The sequence below is a fragment of the Anaerocolumna cellulosilytica genome, from assembly GCF_014218335.1.
Taxonomy (GTDB): domain Bacteria; phylum Bacillota; class Clostridia; order Lachnospirales; family Lachnospiraceae; genus Anaerocolumna; species Anaerocolumna cellulosilytica.
The window spans coordinates 999,856-1,016,083 of record NZ_AP023367.1 but is presented as its reverse complement, the minus strand read 5'-3'; the positions used below and the strand labels follow the sequence as shown (position 1 = coordinate 1,016,083).

Here is a 16,228-nt window from a genome sequence, read left to right as displayed (position 1 = left end):
TTAGTAACTTTTAATTTATAATTAAGTATTACTTTAAGTGGAATAATAAATCCAAATCAATGGCAACAGGACTGTTATCCGGATTGGTTTCCATTATATCAGCCATGAAATCCCACCATTTACGGTTAATAGCCGTGTCTGCGCCCTTTGCCCAAAGCTCTGTGTCCTCAATTTCAATGTAGCCAAATAGTATGTTGGTTTCCTTATCTAAGAATATAGAATAATTCTTTCCGCCATGTTCATGAATCATGTCAATCATTTCAGGCCACAATTCATTGTGACGGCGTTCATATTCTTCCGCCATTCCTTCATATAATTTCATTTTAAATCCTTTAATCATCGGTAAACCCCTTTCTGTCTATAATGTCTTTGCAGGCTTTTTAACTTTTCGCCTTTTGCCTTCCGGCCGTATGTTTTGAAGTTTTACACTATAATATTATACATCAAATATATGTCTGATAAAAGCTTTATTTTATACTTCTCTTCCATATACCTCAAGCTGTGTTAATGCAGGAAAGGGAGAAGGATCGTCAGCTTTTACTAATTCGCCCAGCATAAGCCATGAGATTTTTTTGGATTCTAATAAGAGTACGTGCGCTCTATCACTCTTCTCCAATTTCCAAATCTCAGAAGTACCATCCGAAAAGGTTACTGTAACCTTTACCCACCAGTTGTCATGTGGAAAATCAGCTCTGGTATAGAGCACCAGTTTATCAGCCTGTATCATACGCCCAAAATCCAGTTTTATTTCAGCATCTTCCTGCCTGTTAATTCCCCATGACTGATATGGCCACTCTCCATGAGAATGATTTTCTCTAATTCCGTCAATGGCATTCCGGGCAGCAAATACAGATTCTCCCCTAGTCTCAACATTAGCAGTTGCATGGGGGTAACAACCGGTATCTCCATGCTGATCCATTACATTTAATGCCAGGTTACGGTAGTTTCCAATCTCTTCTTTCATTGCTGTCCTTGCAGATAGAAGATGTCTATTGCCTGTAAAAACCTTTGGCGCATACGATAATCTTTTTACACCAAAAGGTATCTGGTATATTATCTCGTCATTCGTAACGTAGGTAAATGCCATACCAAGAGCATCGTCTACCTGAAGATTTAAATATACATCTTTTTTCGACGTTGTGAAAACAATCTGATCCCCTTCCTGGTATTCCTCCTTATAAAATAGATTTACTTCATCCTGTCCATACTGCTCGGCTTTTACCTGTCCCTGTGCATTAAGAATCTTGATTCCTAACTCTAACATATAATAAACCCTTTCCTATGGTTTTTATGTATAATTAACTTGAATTCCCCATGTATTTATTTATTTATTTATGTATTTATTTATCTATTAATTCAAATTGTTAATTTCACGGTAACCTAATATATACTTCAAGAAAAGACTGCTGCAATCAATGTTTTTAATTAAATTGCAACAGCCCTCTGCTTTAGATAGGTATATTCAATTATTTAGGTTGTTTACCAATATAAGCTAAGATACCACCATCTACATATAAGATGTGTCCATTTACAAAATCAGAAGCTTCAGAAGATAAGAATACAGCAGGACCTACTAAGTCATCTGTTTCTCCCCATCTAGCAGCAGGTGTTTTTGCGATAATAAAGCTGTTGAATGGATGTCCGTCTTCTCTTAATGGAGCTGTCTGAGGTGTAGCAATGTATCCAGGTCCGATACCATTACACTGAATATTGAATTCACCATATTCAGACGCGATATTTTTAGTAAGCATTTTAAGACCGCCCTTAGCTGCCGCATATGCAGAAACTGTTTCACGTCCTAATTCGCTCATCATAGAGCAGATGTTTATAATCTTTCCATGACCTTTTTTAATCATGCTTGGAATTACAGCCTTTGCTACGATAAATGGTGCATTTAAATCTACATCAATTACCTGTCTGAAATCAGCAGCAGACATTTCCACCATAGGGATACGTTTGATGATTCCCGCATTATTTACAAGGATATCGATAACTCCAACTTCTTTTTCAAAGTGAGCAACCATTTCGTTTACCTGGTCTTCATTTGTAACGTCACATACAAAACCATGTGCTGTGATACCGGCTTCTTTGTAAGCTTCGATACCTTTATCTACTAATTCCTGTTTAATGTCGTTAAAGCATACTGTTGCTCCTGCCTGTGCAAGACCGCTTGCAATTGCAAAACCGATTCCGTAAGAAGCACCCGTTACTAAAGCTACTTTACCTTCTAAAGAAAATGAATTTAAAATACTCATATATTCCTATTCCTCCATTCTGTATCGTTACTATTAAATAGTAAACATTAATTTATAATTAGATATCTAAAACTACTTTGGCGACACCATATCTGCATGCAGGTACGGCATGTAATGAAAACTAGCGGATAGTTGACATCGGAGCGCCGTCCATATCATCGAAGTCCTGATTTTCTCCAACCATACCCCAGATGAAAGTATACGCCTGTGTACCGGAACCGGAATGGATAGACCAGCTAGGAGAAATAACTGCTTCTTCATTTCTCATAACGATATGTCTGGTTTCATTTGGCTCTCCCATATAATGGAACACCAAAGCATCCTGTGGCATTTCAAAGTATAAATAAACTTCCATTCTTCTATCGTGTGTATGACAAGGCATTGTATTCCATACACTACCTGGCTTTAAGCTGGTCATACCCATTACAAGCTGGCAGCTTTCAACCTGACCTGGAAGAATGTATTTTGTAATAACTCTGTGGTTAGAGGTTTCAAGAGAACCTAATTCCACCTGTACACAATTCTCAGGTTTGATTAGAACGGTAGGATATGTTTTGTGAGCCGGAGCACTGTTAAAATAGAATTTAGCAGGATTTGACTGATCTCCGCTTGCAAAAACGATATCTTTTGAACCCATACCAATGTAAATTCCGTCTTTGTAACCTAATTCATATACAGTACCATCAATCGTAATGGTTCCTTTTCCACCGATGTTGATAACACCCATTTCTCTTCTTTGAAGGAAATATTCAGCACGTATCTCATCTCCTGCTGTTAATGTTAAAGGTGTTACAGGCACTGCTGCACCGGTAATAATTCTGTCAATGTGACTATAAACAGATTTGATTTCACCTGCTGCAAATAAATTCTGAATTAAAAATTCTTCCCTTAATCTGTCCGTTGTGTAATGTTTTACATCCTTGGGTGATGAAGCTGTCCTAAGTTCCATAATATTCTTCCTTTCTTTTATAAATAGTAATCTAGGGCTGTTTGCTCGTTAAGTCAGAAGCTTTCTAGAGTACGTATATTTTTTATTGCAATAGCCCTCAGGAATGTTTTACCATCGCCTGATTGGTTGTTAAGTAACTTGTAACCTTAGTATAGCATACTAATATTTCTTATTCTTGTCATTTATTGCTCTAAAACTTGCATATTTTGAACTTTCTTGCTATAATCAGCATAAAGTAACCTTCTTACAATAAATATAATAAGGAGTTTCCTATGAAAGAATATACTTCCTGTAAAGAATCCATGGAATCCTGTCTTACAGACAAATACTTTGCCATTGCACACTTATATAACGAAGAAAAGACTATGAATATGCATATTCATGACTGTTATGAGATTTATTACTCCATATCCGGCGGCAGACAATTTTTAATAGATAACAAATTTTATACAATGCAGCCAGGCGATGTATTTTTTATTAACAGCTATGAAAGCCATTATTTATCTGAGATAGATCAGATGGTCCATGAACGTATTGTACTCTCCATACATCCTGATTTTGTGAAGGCTATCTCGACTGATGAAACAGACTTAAATTACTGCTTTTCCTATAGGGAACAGGGATTTTCCCATCGCCTTGCCCTTGATAAAGAACAACAGCAGCGTTTTATTTATTATATCCATAAACTCACAAGCCCATCCGGTTTTGGTATGGATATTTTAGAACGTGCTGCTTTTATGGAGCTGCTGGTATTTTTAAATAAAGCCTTCTATGCTCAGTGCCAGTCCGAAGTTACAGATGCCTCTTATCAGTACAGCCAACAGGTGGACCAGATTCTGGATTATATTAACCAGAACATTGACCAGCCACTTTCCATTGACCATTTATCAAAACAGTTCTTTTTAAGTGAATCCTATATTTGTCGGATATTCAAATCTGCTACCGGAACTACGATTAATAAATACCTGACTGCCAGAAGAATTACGAAAGCTAAATCCTTGCTGGCAGAAGGTAAAAGCGTAAATGAAGTATGCGAATCCTGCGGTTTTCATGATTACAGCAATTTCCTTAAGGCATTTACAAAGGCTGTTGGCATATCTCCGAAAAAATATGCGACGTACAGTACCAAATAGAGCTTACAGTTTTAACTTCTCTCGTAATACCATCGATAATATTCCCCCATGACGGTAATAGTCAACCTCGATTTCAGAGTCAAACCGGCAGACAGCTTGGAATTTTACAGTTGTTCCATCTGCTCTGACAGCGGTTACAGTTACCCTCTCCTGGGGTTTTATATTATCTAAAAGATTTACCTCATAGGTTTCTTCACCCGTCAGTCCCAGAGATTTTGCTGTATGCCCCTCAACATATTCTAACGGCAGAACTCCCATCATAACCAGATTGGAACGGTGAATTCGCTCATAACTTTCCGCCAGAATTACCCGAATACCAAGTAAACTGGTTCCTTTTGCAGCCCAGTCTCTGGAAGAACCCATACCATAATCTTTCCCTGCCAGTATCATCAAAGGAGTGTTATCCGCTTTATATTTCATGCAGGCATCATAGATAGACATCACTTCTTTCGTTGGCAGATAGGTGGTAACTCCTCCTTCTGTATCCGGTGCCAACTGGTTACGAATTCGGATATTTGCAAAGGTTCCCCGCATCATTACTTCATGATTACCTCTTCTTGAGCCATAGGTATTAAAATTATGAACTTCTACACCATTCTCAAGAAGGTATTTTCCGGCAGGCGTTTTACTTCCAATAAACCCGGCAGGTGAAATATGATCTGTGGTAATGGAATCTCCGAATTTTCCAACGATACGCATTCCTTTTATCGGCTGTAAAGCAGCTGTCTCTTCTACTAAACCTTCAAAAAACGGCGGATTCCTAATATAGGTTGAATCCGGGGCAAATTCGTATAAACTACTGCCTTCTATCTGTATGGAATTCCACATTTCGTTGTCTTCATAGACTTTTTTGTATTCTTTGATAAATAGCTCTGCATTAATATTCGTTTCTAACAATCTGCTGATTTCTTCTGAAGAAGGCCAGATATCCCTTAAATATACCGCATTACCGTCTGCATCTATTCCCATAGGCTCTTTATCAAAATCTACACAGACTGTACCAGCCAGAGCATATGCAACTACAAGAATGGGCGATGCCAGATAATTGGCTTTAATTAACGGATGGATTCGTCCTTCAAAATTTCGGTTTCCTGATAATACAGATGTAACCAGAATATCCTTTTCTGTGATAGCTTTTTCAATCTCCGGCAACAGTGAACCGGAGTTACCAATACAAGTGGCACAACCATATCCCACCGTCTGAAAACCTAACTTGTCCAAATATTCCTGTAATCCCGCCTGAATCAGGTAGCCTGTTACTACTTTAGAACCGGGTGCCAGAGAAGTTTTTACATGGGCAGGTACCGTAAGACCTTTCTCAACTGCTTTTTTTGCCAGTAATCCGGCTCCAAGCATAACATAAGGATTTGAAGTATTCGTACAGGAGGTTATGGAGGCAATTGCTACTGCACCGGTACTTATTTCTCCTTGTCTGCCGTCCTGTAAGGTGAACTTATCAGATTTATTTTCTTCCCCCTCCTGTAAACCATGTCCCTGGTTTCCGACTGGTGCCGTCAGAGAGTTAAGAAATCTTTGTTTCATTTCTGGGAGTGGAATCAGATCCTGCGGTCGTTTTGGTCCTGACAGGCTGGCACTTATTGAACTCATATCCACTTCCAGTACATCCGAATACTGAATATCCTGATTTTCTTCATAGAACAAATGATTCAGAGTCAAATAAGTTTTAATAAGTCGAAGATGCTCTTCATTTCTTCCAGTTAATTCCAGATAGCGAAGAGTTTCTTCATCAACAGGAAAATACCCGCAGGTTGCACCGTATTCCGGTGCCATGTTAGCAATCGTTGCTCGGTCTGCAAGTGGCAGGGCCTTAATTCCCTCGCCGAAAAATTCAACAAATTTATTAACAACGCCTTTACTTCGAAGTAACTGGGTAATCAAAAGTGCTAAATCCGTTGCTGTTGCACCAGCCGGTAATTCTCCTGTCAATCTCACTCCGACAACATCGGGAACGGGAAAGAAAGAGGGCTGTCCTAACATACCTGCCTCTGCTTCAATACCGCCCACTCCCCAGCCAAGTACACCCAGCCCGTTAATCATGGTGGTGTGAGAATCCGTTCCTACCAGAGTATCCGGATAAACCAGAATTAATTCACCGGTATCTCTTTGGTTTACTACCTTTGCAAGATATTCCAGATTCACCTGATGTATAATTCCGGTAGCAGGGGGAACCACTCTAAAATGGGAAAAAGCTTCTTTCGCCCACTTCAAAAACCGATACCGCTCCATATTTCTCTCAAATTCCAGTTTCATGTTATCTGAAAGAGCATCTTTTGTACCGAAATAGTCCACCTGTACAGAGTGGTCAATAACTAAATCTACTAAAACCTCTGGATTGATTCTTTTTATATGTTCTGTAACAACTTCATTCGTATCTGTTTTGTTATCTGTTTTGCTTTGTTTTTTTAGGGCTGCTTTCTCCATGGCGTTGCGCATAGATGCCAAATCTACAACAGCGGGTACACCGGTAAAATCCTGAAGAATCACTCTTGACGGCTTAAAGGGAACTTCTGCCACTTCCCTATTTGCCGGCTTCCAGCCCGCTAAATCCATAATGTGTTTTTCCTTAATTGTCCAGCCATCATATTGTCTTAAAACTCCCTCCAACAGAATTCTTATGGTATAGGGTAATTTTTTTATAGAAAAACCTTGGGCTTCTAATGGAGATAGGTCATAATAATGAAAGGTCTGACCGTCTAATTGAAAACTCTTCAGATAGTTGTTCTGATGCTTTTGTTTCATGAAAATACCTCCAATCTGTACCTATAGGATATTGTTATCCTTTAGTATTTCATTGTATTCCTAAATTTATTTTTCTTTTTAGAACAATAAATTTAATATTAAAGGTTGCTGTAGTACCATAGTAACATTTTCTCCACCTCACTACAAGGGTTAACAATTTGTGTGTATGTTTTATAGTAGCTTCTTTGGTATTAATAATTTATTTTTTTCTCTCATTGAGTCCAACAAAAAAGAAGCTGTCAGCAACAATGCATAACAACTTCAGCTTTTTACGTAATTCATTTATTATAATAGCAGCTACAGCAAAGAGATTATTTACCAGCCTAAATAATATTGTTCTTTATAGCATACACTGCCAGTTGCGTACGGTCTTTTACCTGCAATTTTGAATTTATCTCAGCAATCTTATTTTTAATTGTTCCCTCTGCCATAAACATAATTTCAGCAATCTGCTTATTATCGTGGCCATCAACAATTAATTGAATGATATGGAGTTCTCTGTCATTTAAAGTAACAGGTATATCATTTACAACCAGGGTTTTATTTTGTAGCTGTCTTGCATTTGTATTGGACTGATTATAGTCGGATACCGTTTTTATTACGTTTTTATGAATAATACCTAATCCCGCCGCTGTACTTTTAATTGATAATATTAATTCTTCCATGCCAATATCTTTTATAATATAACCATCTGCACCATTATTTAATGCATTGGACAGGTACTCTCCTTCATTCGAAGCAGTTAAGATAAGAATCTTTACGTCAGGGTATTTTTCTTTAATTAATTTCGTAGCTTCTATACCATCACATATAGGCATAATTAAATCCATAAGTATCACATCCGGCAAAAAATGTTTACAGGATTCAAATGCTTCTTTTCCATTGTTTACACAGGCATTTACCTTAAAATCCCCATTTAATTCAATGAAATGTTTTATGCTCTCTCTAAATAGTTTTTGATCATCCGCTATAAGTACATTAATCATAAGGTACCCCTTTTTCTTGTGTTAATATCATTCTATTACATTGAAAGATAAAAAACAAGGTCTAAATTTGACGAATGACACGGATTTTAGTCCTATATGATGCAAAAGGCACGATATTTAAGTTATTTAGTCATTTCCAATGATAAAAATACTATCTTCATAAGTTTTTACTGGTAATATGCACTTTTTTTATGATTATTGCATTTATAATAGTTCCTGATTGCACTTATATAATTCTTTACTATAAATTACAATATACTTATAAACAACAAGGAAGTCGGTGGGTACATGATAAATTGGAATTTTTTATTTCTGGTAGATAATGATTTTGATTATAAGCTAAGAAAATTAATTGAAACCATATTAGAAAATGTATTTTTATTAAATGCGGATACCTGCCATAACATGTGTGAAATATTAATAGGGTTGAGAGAATTCATAGAAAATCATTTGGAGTATGAAGAAAAAATTATGAATACGGTTGATTATCCCACACGAGATGAGCATATAGAAAAACATAATGAGCTAAGAAAAGAACTTTTTCAAATTCATTCTGAAACCGATAATTCTATTGAAGTTGTTAATGATAGGCTAAGTTATGTAATCGAATGGCTATCTCTACATATTGTTGATTCAGATAATCTTCTTAGCAAATATTTAAACAATCATAAAATCAATCCGGATAAGTTAAAGATATCTTAAGTACTAACTTAATCTGCCTAAACGGTCAACAAGGAGGTACTTTTTGAAAAAGCATAAATTATATTTTGTTTATTTAATAACAGTATTACTAGTATTTAATCTCATTTTAGCATCCCCCATTAAAAATTCAGTTGTAAATGCATCTAATCATGACAGTAGGATTTTAGACTCCTCCTTTACTATAATTGATGAAGCTTTTGTAGGCAGCAGTTATTTAAATGAGGTCATAGATTACTTAATAACTAGTGGACTTAATAAATTTTATATAAAAAATGGAAACTACACATTAAATGACACTTTAATATTGTCAACTCCAGACATTGTAATACTTGGAGAATCCAATACAAATACCATTGTCAGACAGCTAAATCCTGCTGCTATGGGTATAAGAATACTAGCCAATCGTATAAGTATTCAAAATATCTATCTGGATAATCAGATCGGAAAAGAAGCTGTAGCTGCATATGATGCCGATAATGTTACAATTCAAAATTGCACTATATACGGCTCAACCTCTAACTCAGCAATTGCTTTTTACGGAAAAAATGTACCTGATGAAAATGAAGCTGTGAGAAACAACAATTTAAATCAAAACAATACGATTATTGATAATATCATCTATTCCAATTTGGTTTACGATTCCAAAGACGGCATTTTCTTCTCTAAGCAAAAAAATGGAGTAATCAGCAATAATATAATTGACGGAAGCAGAATTGCATTTTATCTGTCTAATGACTCTGAAATAACTAATAATGTTGTAATGAATTCTGAGTCTAATGGCATACGGTACGCAGTTCCGGCTTACAATAATACAATTGAAAACAATACCATAGAAAATACAAAAGCATCCGGTATCGTAGTCGTGAGAAATGATGCCGGCTTAACCGATAATACATATCGGGCCTCTAACTTAATACTACGAAATAATTATATTTCTAAAACCAGATATTTTGGTATTGAAATCAGTAATCTTAAGGATTCCCAAATCGTTAATAATACTATAACCGAATCCGATTTTTATGGCATCTATTTATTATTTGCAGATAATCTCATAGTACAAAAAAACACTATAAAAGAGACCAATCTTTGCACTATAAACGGAGCCTTATGGTCATGGAATACAGCCGATAATTCCAGTATTTTTTTAGATTACATGGTTACGAATTCATTTTTTTCTGAAAACACCATTGAGAATGAAGCGGATTGTCCTTTTGGTATAAAAATTCAATCAGGTGGAACCAATGTAAATAATCAGGTTATGAATAATATAATATCCGGCTACTATTCATATGGAATATCAGCTAATGAGCAAATGCCCGAAAATACTTTACTGTCTGGAAACAGCATTTATCTAAAGGACAGGCGAATGCCGCAGAATATATTAACTACTGTTTCTGGAAGCAGTGTCCATATCAGTTGGAATCCAGAAAATGATGTAAAAGGATATGAAGTTGCTGTTAATGGAACGATTAAAGATACTAATATGAGTACCTATTATGAAGACTTTAATCTGGAAGTAAACACAACTTACATATATAAGGTAAGAATTAAAGGAGGGAATTGGAGCGATGAAATTATGGTAGTAATCTTACCAGAGCCCACCACTATGCCTAAACCCGACGACCCGGAACAGCCAGGAGAAGATATTACACCATCACCCGTGTTGCCCAGTACTACGATAACTCCCACTCCCACGGTGGCTGTTATCTCTCCACAACCTACACAGCCTGTTGCTACTGTAACTCCCACTCCCACGGTGGCTGTTATCTCTCCACAACCTACACAGCCTGTTGCTACTGTAACTCCCACTCCCACGGTGGCTGTTATCTCTCTGCAACCTACACAGCCTGTTGCTACTGTAACTCCCACTCCCACGGTGGCTGTTATCTCTCTGCAACCTACACAGCCTGTTGCTACTGTAACTCCCACTCCCACGGTGGCTGTTATCTCTCTGCAACCTACACAGCCTGTTGCTACTGTAACTCCCACTCCCACAGTGGCTGTTATCTCTCTGCAACCTACACAGCCTGTTGCTACCGTAACTCCCACTCCCACAAAAGGAATAACTGCACCGACATTATCAAGCCACCTCCCAACGGTACCGTTGCAGACAGACAACAGCACTCACGTTCCTAAGAGAAAGAATTCATCCAAGAAATACCCAGAATTTCTAACGGGAGAAGCGACCATTATACCAACAGCCATACCAACGGCTACACCGATATCTTTACCAACAATAACGTCTGTAACTACACCAGCAATAGCTCCTATAGAGCCTAGTCCCCTTCCAAAAGAGCAAAAAACACAAGAATCGGATAAACAACTTAGCGGCAGTATACTAAATGACAAGGATGTATTACTAGGTGTAGGGCTTATCTTACTTATTCTTTTTTCAGCATTAATTGTTTATTTTAGAAAGAAATTTAAGTGATTACGCAAAGCAAAAGAAAGACCTGGTCTGTAACAATAGTATTGTACAAGCTTGGTCTTTCTTTTAATATATTGTATGTATATGGCTACTCTTATTTGTAAAAATTTTTATCTAAAAAAATTACAATGCCGCCAAAGCTTTCCCAAGTTCCAGGCATTTATCCAATGTTTCTGAGTCCGGGTCATTTAAACAAGTTACACCTTCCTCAAGTACAATTTCAGCTCCTGCTTTTTTCAAACGCTCTTCCCAGTCGCGCATCCATTCACAGTTACCCCAGCCATAGGAACCAAACAGACCTATTTTTTTACCTGCCACAAAAGGAAGAAGCCCGGCTACAAATGGCTCCATAGAATCTTCTTCCAATTCTTCAGCACCCATAGAAGGACAGCCTAGTGCGTATACTGCCTCGTCTTTTAAGCCTTCCGGAGAAATATCAGACACATCAGTAACCTGTACTTCTTTACCGCCTGCTTCAATTCCTTCTCCTATTTTATCAGCCATTGACTTTGTATTTCCAGTACCACTCCAATATACTACATAAATCTTACTCATTTTTTATTCCTCCTAAAATTTTTTTTTAATTGCTATTGTATAACTTTTAAGTCCCAAGTATCAATGCCTATACCAAATCGTATCTTTTATCCGCGTCTTTTACAATATTCACATAAGATATCTTTTAGGGCACAAGCACTGCTGCTGTGGCACCTTTCAACAATGGTATCCTCTTTTTCTACAGCTTGTAAAGCAGAGACTACCATTTTATGAGATACTGTATTGGTAAACAGAATTAAAAGATCCGGTTTTCCAACCTGCGTCTTAAAATTGGCAGGCATGTGCGTAAATACTTTAACCTTACATTTATGTTGTTTACAGATTTCCTTGTAATTACAGACCATCCTGTCATGTCCTCCGACAATTACTATACTCATGATTTCACCTCCGATATATTGAATTTTTTTATCTTCCGTTTATCTATTCATGTATTCATCCAATTAATATTATTGCAAATGATATTCATTTTCATTTAAGTTGTATACAGATTACCACAGACTTATTCATTAGGCAAGGATTTTTTTCATTTTTGATAAAATTTATTGTTTGCAAAAAATCCTGCCATTCATCACATGATAAGTGGCAGGACTTTTCTTGTTTTACACTTTAATTTAATATTTCTTATTTGCTTCCATTTGCTAACGGATAAATTCTTTTTATGAATACACAGTGTTTCTAATGCATCCATTTTAAAAACGGAAATCTCTTTTTCCTTCTTCTACCTGTATCAGATAATCCTGTGCTATCTGACAGACTTTTGCATTGGTGATTTTATGCAGTTCCTTGTCAATAACCCTCTCCCCTTTATCTTTGGTATCTGATAAAGCATAATCTTCCAAATACTCTTTTAAAGTCATTAAAGCATTGGGCTGACAGCAGTTTGCAATTTGTCCTGATTTTACCAGCTTCATAAAACGGTCACCGGTTCTTCCTTCTCTATAACAGGCAGTACAAAAGCTTGGAATGAATCCTAAAGATAGCAACCAGTTAACTACCTCATCCAATGATCTCTTATCTTCTACTTCAAATTGCTTGGAATTATCCGCTTCGGCTTCTGGTTCAACGTAACCGCCCACACTGGTTCTTGAACCTCCGCTTAACTGGGTTACCCCTAACTGTAATACCCTTTCTCTGGTCTTTTGGGATTCCCTGGTGGATACTATCATACCCGTATAGGGTACTGCAATTCTTAATACTGCCACTATTTTTTCAAAAATATCATCAGAAATAGAATTCTTAAACTCTGTAGGGTCTATATCATCTGCAGGACGGATTCTCGGTACACTAATGGTATGGGGCCCCACCCCCATAGCTGCCTCTAAATGCTCTGCGTGCATTAAAAGCCCTACAAAATCATAACGGTACATATGTAGACCAAATAGTACGCCAAGTCCTACATCATCGATGCCTCCCTCCATGGCACGATCCATGGCCTCTGTATGATAGGCATAATTGTGTTTTGGCCCCGTTGGATGAAGACTTTCATAATTTGCCTTATGATACGTTTCTTGAAACAGAATGTACGTTCCAATTCCGGCATCCTTTAATTTTTGATAATCCGCAACGGTAGTAGCAGCTATATTTACATTTACTCTGCGGATTGCTCCATTCCTGTGCTGAATCGAATAGATGGTTTTAATGCTTTCTAATACATATTCAAGTGGATTGTTTTCTGGATCTTCTCCGGTTTCCAGAGCAAGGCGTTTATGCCCCATATCCTGAAGAGCAATTACTTCCGCCTTAATTTCCTCCTGCGTCAGTTTCTTTCTCTTGATTGTCTTATTCTTATAATGGTATGGGCAATAAACACAGCCGTTGACACAATAATTAGATAAGTAAAGCGGGGCAAACATGACGATACGGTTACCATAAAATTTGTCCTTAATCTCCTTCGCCAGCTGATAGATTTCCTGATTTTCATCTTCTAGGTCACATTCTAATAAGACAAGTGCTTCTCTGTGACTGATTCCCTTCATATCCTTTGCCTTTTTTATAATTTTCTGTATTAAGGCACGGTTGCTTTTGTTTGCCATGGCATATTCGATGGTTTCTTTGATTTCTCCATCATGGATAAATTCTTCTGCATGTTTTGATTTTACATTATACATACACTACCTGACTGTAAACTTACCTTCGGAAGCTTTTTCCTAAAGAATAGTTTTGCAGTATCCTTTCCCTTTGCTTTCTCAATATATTTGTCACTTGATTCAAATTAATGGAGAACGGCTTCTGTTCTCTTGCCTTACTGCTGTATATCTATCTTTGCCTATGCTTCCAAAAAGGGAACAAAGTCTCCTCGGGCCGTTACAATTTCATACCCTATTTTTCTCATTCTGCTTTGAAGACACATCTTACATTCCGCCGCTTCATCTCCAGTGCAGATTTTATTGTCATATAACTCATACTGTTTTCTGACTCTAACCGGAGAAAGATTTGGCATAACCACATTGGCACCGGCCTGTATACCCGCCTCTCTGCCTAAAGGATGTATTGTTCCAAGTGCAGTTGTAGCAGGCAATAAGGCATTTGGAAGCATCAGCCTTAATAAACTGATTAAATACAAGGTCAGTTCATAGGAACCTTTTTCAAAATCTTTAAACGGTGTATCGTGGTGAGGAAGAAACGGACCTATTCCCACCATGGCAGGCGACAGTTCTTTGATAAATAAAAAATCCTCTGCCAATGCCTCTGCTGTCTGGTAAGGAGAACCTACCATAAAACCAGTTCCCACCTGATAGCCTAATTTCTTTAGATTCCATAGACATTGCTTACGATTATGTAGACTTAAAGAGGAAGGATGAAGCTGTTTATAATGTTCCTCATTCGCAGTCTCATGGCGAAGCAGATAGCGGTCAGCACCTGCCTTTTTATACATCTCATATGCTTCAAAAGATTTTTCTCCTAACGATAAGGTCAGAGCACAATCCGGATAGCCTTGTTTTATAGCGGTAATTATTTCTACCATATCCCTATCAGAATATTTTGTGTCCTCCCCGCCTTGAAGGACAAAGGTACGGAAACCCAATGTATATCCCTGTTCGCAACAATTAAGAATATCTTCTTTTGTAAGCCGGTATCTGGTCACATTCGTATTACTCCGCCTGATACCACAATAATAGCAGTCGTTCTTGCAATAGTTAGTAAATTCGATGAGCCCTCTGGTATAAACCTGATTCTCAAAATATTTACCAGCAATTTGCCTGGCAATTTCCTTGCTGTACTTGGCATCCTCCTCTGAGTAATCCTTAAGCAGTGATATAAATTCTTCTTTAGATAACAATCTCTCCATCGATAATTTGTCTATTAAACCTTTTACATAAGACATATAATTTACCTGCCATTTTTATATTTTAAACAAAAAAAATCCCTGCGTCTTTCAAAGGCACAAGGATGATACGCCAAAACATATTTGCTAATTTAGCAAATTCTCTTGGGTTAAGCTTCTCCGCCTTTTCACTTGGGACATACCCTTGTGTTCAGAACGACTCTTACTTATATATTTTATGTACTAAATGATTGATTTAGCTGCTGGAAATAGAAATATGTATGTTAATATGTTATTTTTTTAACAAGTGTTGATTTTATTATACACCTTTGCGTATTTAATGTAAATAGAAAAAAGTAAAAATTATCACCCTTGCTATCCTTTTGGCATAAATTATACTATAAATTTGAAAGGGGAATATTCTTGCAGGACGATCAGCAAAATAAAATAAATGCCGAGGTTCAGGGGCAAAATGCAACAGAGCCGGTTATTAACCATAAACTGGCATATATGCAACAGCCTATGCGAGGTGACCAGCCACCTTGGAGGTATGACAGACGGGATGACAGACGGGATGACAGACGCGATGACAGGCGAGACGACAGACGGGATGACAGACGCGACGACAGACGGGACGACAGGCGGGACGACAGACGGGACGACAGACGCGATGGCAGACGGGACGACAGACGCGATGACAGATTTGATTTTGACGATGAAATGCCTTTTAGGGGCGGACAGCTTCCACCGGCACCTACGATGGCACCTCCTGGATTTGTGCCGCCCGCACCGACTCGTTCCAGTGGTATTAGAGGAATACGAGGATGTTTAAATAGATTCACTTTTATCTGGTTAAATAATGGCAGCAGTTTTTGGTTCTTTCCAATTTTTGTGGGAAGACAGGCGGTTTTCGGCTTTCGCTGGAGAGGTTTCGGATGGGTTTATCAGAGGATTAATTTAAATAGAATCCGTTCTTTCCAATGTTTCTAATCATTAGAATTAATATTATTAATAGGTACTCTTATGCCTTCTTTTCTATCTTTCATTAGGTGTTTGCGAAACGCTGTATTTGGTAGGACTGTTTCGTAATTACCAACTATCTTCTATATGTAAGGGCTGCTGTGAATGGTTGTTCCGAGTATAGCGAAACACATTTACAGCAGCCCTAATCTTTTTCTCAGTGTGTCTGAAATCT

At 37.5% G+C, this 16,228-nt stretch carries 14 protein-coding genes; 4 read left to right on the top strand and 10 right to left on the bottom strand.

Going from position 1 to position 16,228, the window contains the following annotated elements:
• Positions 1-28: 28 nt before the first annotated feature.
• From rhaM to kduI, 4 genes are all read right to left on the bottom strand, one after another.
• On the bottom strand, positions 29-340 hold the full coding sequence (gene rhaM, locus acsn021_RS04425; protein ID WP_184090274.1) for an L-rhamnose mutarotase: 312 nt from the start codon (positions 338-340) through the stop codon (positions 29-31).
• Positions 341-472: 132 nt separating this feature from the next.
• Complete coding sequence (locus tag acsn021_RS04420) at positions 473-1,264, bottom strand: carbohydrate-binding protein (RefSeq protein ID WP_184090271.1); 792 nt, start codon at positions 1,262-1,264, stop codon at positions 473-475.
• Between the two features lie 202 nt (positions 1,265-1,466).
• Positions 1,467-2,255 carry a gluconate 5-dehydrogenase gene (locus acsn021_RS04415; protein WP_184090268.1) on the bottom strand — a complete coding sequence of 263 codons (789 nt, stop codon included), beginning with the start codon at positions 2,253-2,255 and terminating at the stop codon, positions 1,467-1,469.
• A gap of 121 nt (positions 2,256-2,376) precedes the next feature.
• The gene (gene kduI / locus acsn021_RS04410; RefSeq protein WP_184090265.1) at positions 2,377-3,204 is read right to left on the bottom strand and encodes a 5-dehydro-4-deoxy-D-glucuronate isomerase; all 828 of its coding nucleotides are present in this window, start codon (positions 3,202-3,204) and stop codon (positions 2,377-2,379) included.
• Positions 3,205-3,476: 272 nt separating this feature from the next.
• Here kduI and acsn021_RS04405 point away from each other — a divergent pair, with 272 nt between their 5' ends.
• Positions 3,477-4,337 carry a helix-turn-helix transcriptional regulator gene (locus acsn021_RS04405; protein WP_184090262.1) on the top strand — a complete coding sequence of 287 codons (861 nt, stop codon included), beginning with the start codon at positions 3,477-3,479 and terminating at the stop codon, positions 4,335-4,337.
• A 3-nt stretch (positions 4,338-4,340) separates the two neighbouring features.
• Here the strand turns inward: acsn021_RS04405 and acnA are convergent, their stop codons facing one another.
• Positions 4,341-7,097, bottom strand: a complete 2,757-nt coding sequence (gene acnA / locus acsn021_RS04400; protein ID WP_184090259.1) for an aconitate hydratase AcnA — start codon at positions 7,095-7,097, stop codon at positions 4,341-4,343.
• A gap of 323 nt (positions 7,098-7,420) precedes the next feature.
• Positions 7,421-8,083: a response regulator transcription factor gene (locus tag acsn021_RS04395; protein WP_184090255.1), complete on the bottom strand. Its 663-nt coding sequence runs from the start codon at positions 8,081-8,083 to the stop codon at positions 7,421-7,423.
• 288 nt (positions 8,084-8,371) lie between these two features.
• Between acsn021_RS04395 and acsn021_RS04390 the strand changes: the two genes are divergently transcribed.
• Positions 8,372-8,785, top strand: a complete 414-nt coding sequence (locus acsn021_RS04390) for a hemerythrin domain-containing protein (RefSeq protein WP_184090253.1) — start codon at positions 8,372-8,374, stop codon at positions 8,783-8,785.
• A 43-nt stretch (positions 8,786-8,828) separates the two neighbouring features.
• Positions 8,829-11,216 (top strand): right-handed parallel beta-helix repeat-containing protein, encoded by a 2,388-nt coding sequence (locus acsn021_RS04385; protein ID WP_185264970.1) that lies wholly within the window; start codon positions 8,829-8,831, stop codon positions 11,214-11,216.
• Between the two features lie 120 nt (positions 11,217-11,336).
• Here the strand turns inward: acsn021_RS04385 and acsn021_RS04380 are convergent, their stop codons facing one another.
• The 4 genes from acsn021_RS04380 to hydE form a co-directional block, all read right to left on the bottom strand.
• Entirely contained in the window at positions 11,337-11,768 is a 432-nt protein-coding gene (locus acsn021_RS04380; RefSeq protein WP_184090247.1) for a flavodoxin, read from the bottom strand.
• 86 nt (positions 11,769-11,854) lie between these two features.
• Positions 11,855-12,145, bottom strand: coding sequence for a DUF2325 domain-containing protein (locus acsn021_RS04375; RefSeq protein ID WP_184090244.1), 291 nt, complete (start codon positions 12,143-12,145; stop codon positions 11,855-11,857).
• Positions 12,146-12,457: 312 nt separating this feature from the next.
• The gene (gene hydG, locus acsn021_RS04370) at positions 12,458-13,876 is read right to left on the bottom strand and encodes a [FeFe] hydrogenase H-cluster radical SAM maturase HydG (RefSeq protein WP_184090241.1); all 1,419 of its coding nucleotides are present in this window, start codon (positions 13,874-13,876) and stop codon (positions 12,458-12,460) included.
• A 158-nt stretch (positions 13,877-14,034) separates the two neighbouring features.
• On the bottom strand, positions 14,035-15,093 hold the full coding sequence (gene hydE / locus acsn021_RS04365) for a [FeFe] hydrogenase H-cluster radical SAM maturase HydE (RefSeq protein ID WP_184090238.1): 1,059 nt from the start codon (positions 15,091-15,093) through the stop codon (positions 14,035-14,037).
• Between the two features lie 363 nt (positions 15,094-15,456).
• Between hydE and acsn021_RS04360 the strand changes: the two genes are divergently transcribed.
• Positions 15,457-16,023, top strand: coding sequence for a hypothetical protein (locus acsn021_RS04360; protein ID WP_184090235.1), 567 nt, complete (start codon positions 15,457-15,459; stop codon positions 16,021-16,023).
• Positions 16,024-16,228: the final 205 nt, after the last annotated feature.

Bases quoted from the DNA above. Each gene is read 5' to 3' on its own strand.
- acnA (WP_184090259.1), bottom strand. From the start codon at position 7,097: ATGAAACAAAAGCATCAGAACAACTATCTGAAGAGTTTTCAATTAGAC.
- hydE (WP_184090238.1), bottom strand. From the start codon at position 15,093: ATGTCTTATGTAAAAGGTTTAATAGACAAATTATCGATGGAGAGATTG.
- hydG (WP_184090241.1), bottom strand. From the start codon at position 13,876: ATGTATAATGTAAAATCAAAACATGCAGAAGAATTTATCCATGATGGA.
- acsn021_RS04405 (WP_184090262.1), top strand. From the start codon at position 3,477: ATGAAAGAATATACTTCCTGTAAAGAATCCATGGAATCCTGTCTTACA.
- acsn021_RS04375 (WP_184090244.1), bottom strand. From the start codon at position 12,145: ATGAGTATAGTAATTGTCGGAGGACATGACAGGATGGTCTGTAATTAC.
- acsn021_RS04395 (WP_184090255.1), bottom strand. From the start codon at position 8,083: ATGATTAATGTACTTATAGCGGATGATCAAAAACTATTTAGAGAGAGC.
- rhaM (WP_184090274.1), bottom strand. From the start codon at position 340: ATGATTAAAGGATTTAAAATGAAATTATATGAAGGAATGGCGGAAGAA.
- acsn021_RS04415 (WP_184090268.1), bottom strand. From the start codon at position 2,255: ATGAGTATTTTAAATTCATTTTCTTTAGAAGGTAAAGTAGCTTTAGTA.
- acsn021_RS04390 (WP_184090253.1), top strand. From the start codon at position 8,372: ATGATAAATTGGAATTTTTTATTTCTGGTAGATAATGATTTTGATTAT.
- kduI (WP_184090265.1), bottom strand. From the start codon at position 3,204: ATGGAACTTAGGACAGCTTCATCACCCAAGGATGTAAAACATTACACA.
- acsn021_RS04420 (WP_184090271.1), bottom strand. From the start codon at position 1,264: ATGTTAGAGTTAGGAATCAAGATTCTTAATGCACAGGGACAGGTAAAA.
- acsn021_RS04380 (WP_184090247.1), bottom strand. From the start codon at position 11,768: ATGAGTAAGATTTATGTAGTATATTGGAGTGGTACTGGAAATACAAAG.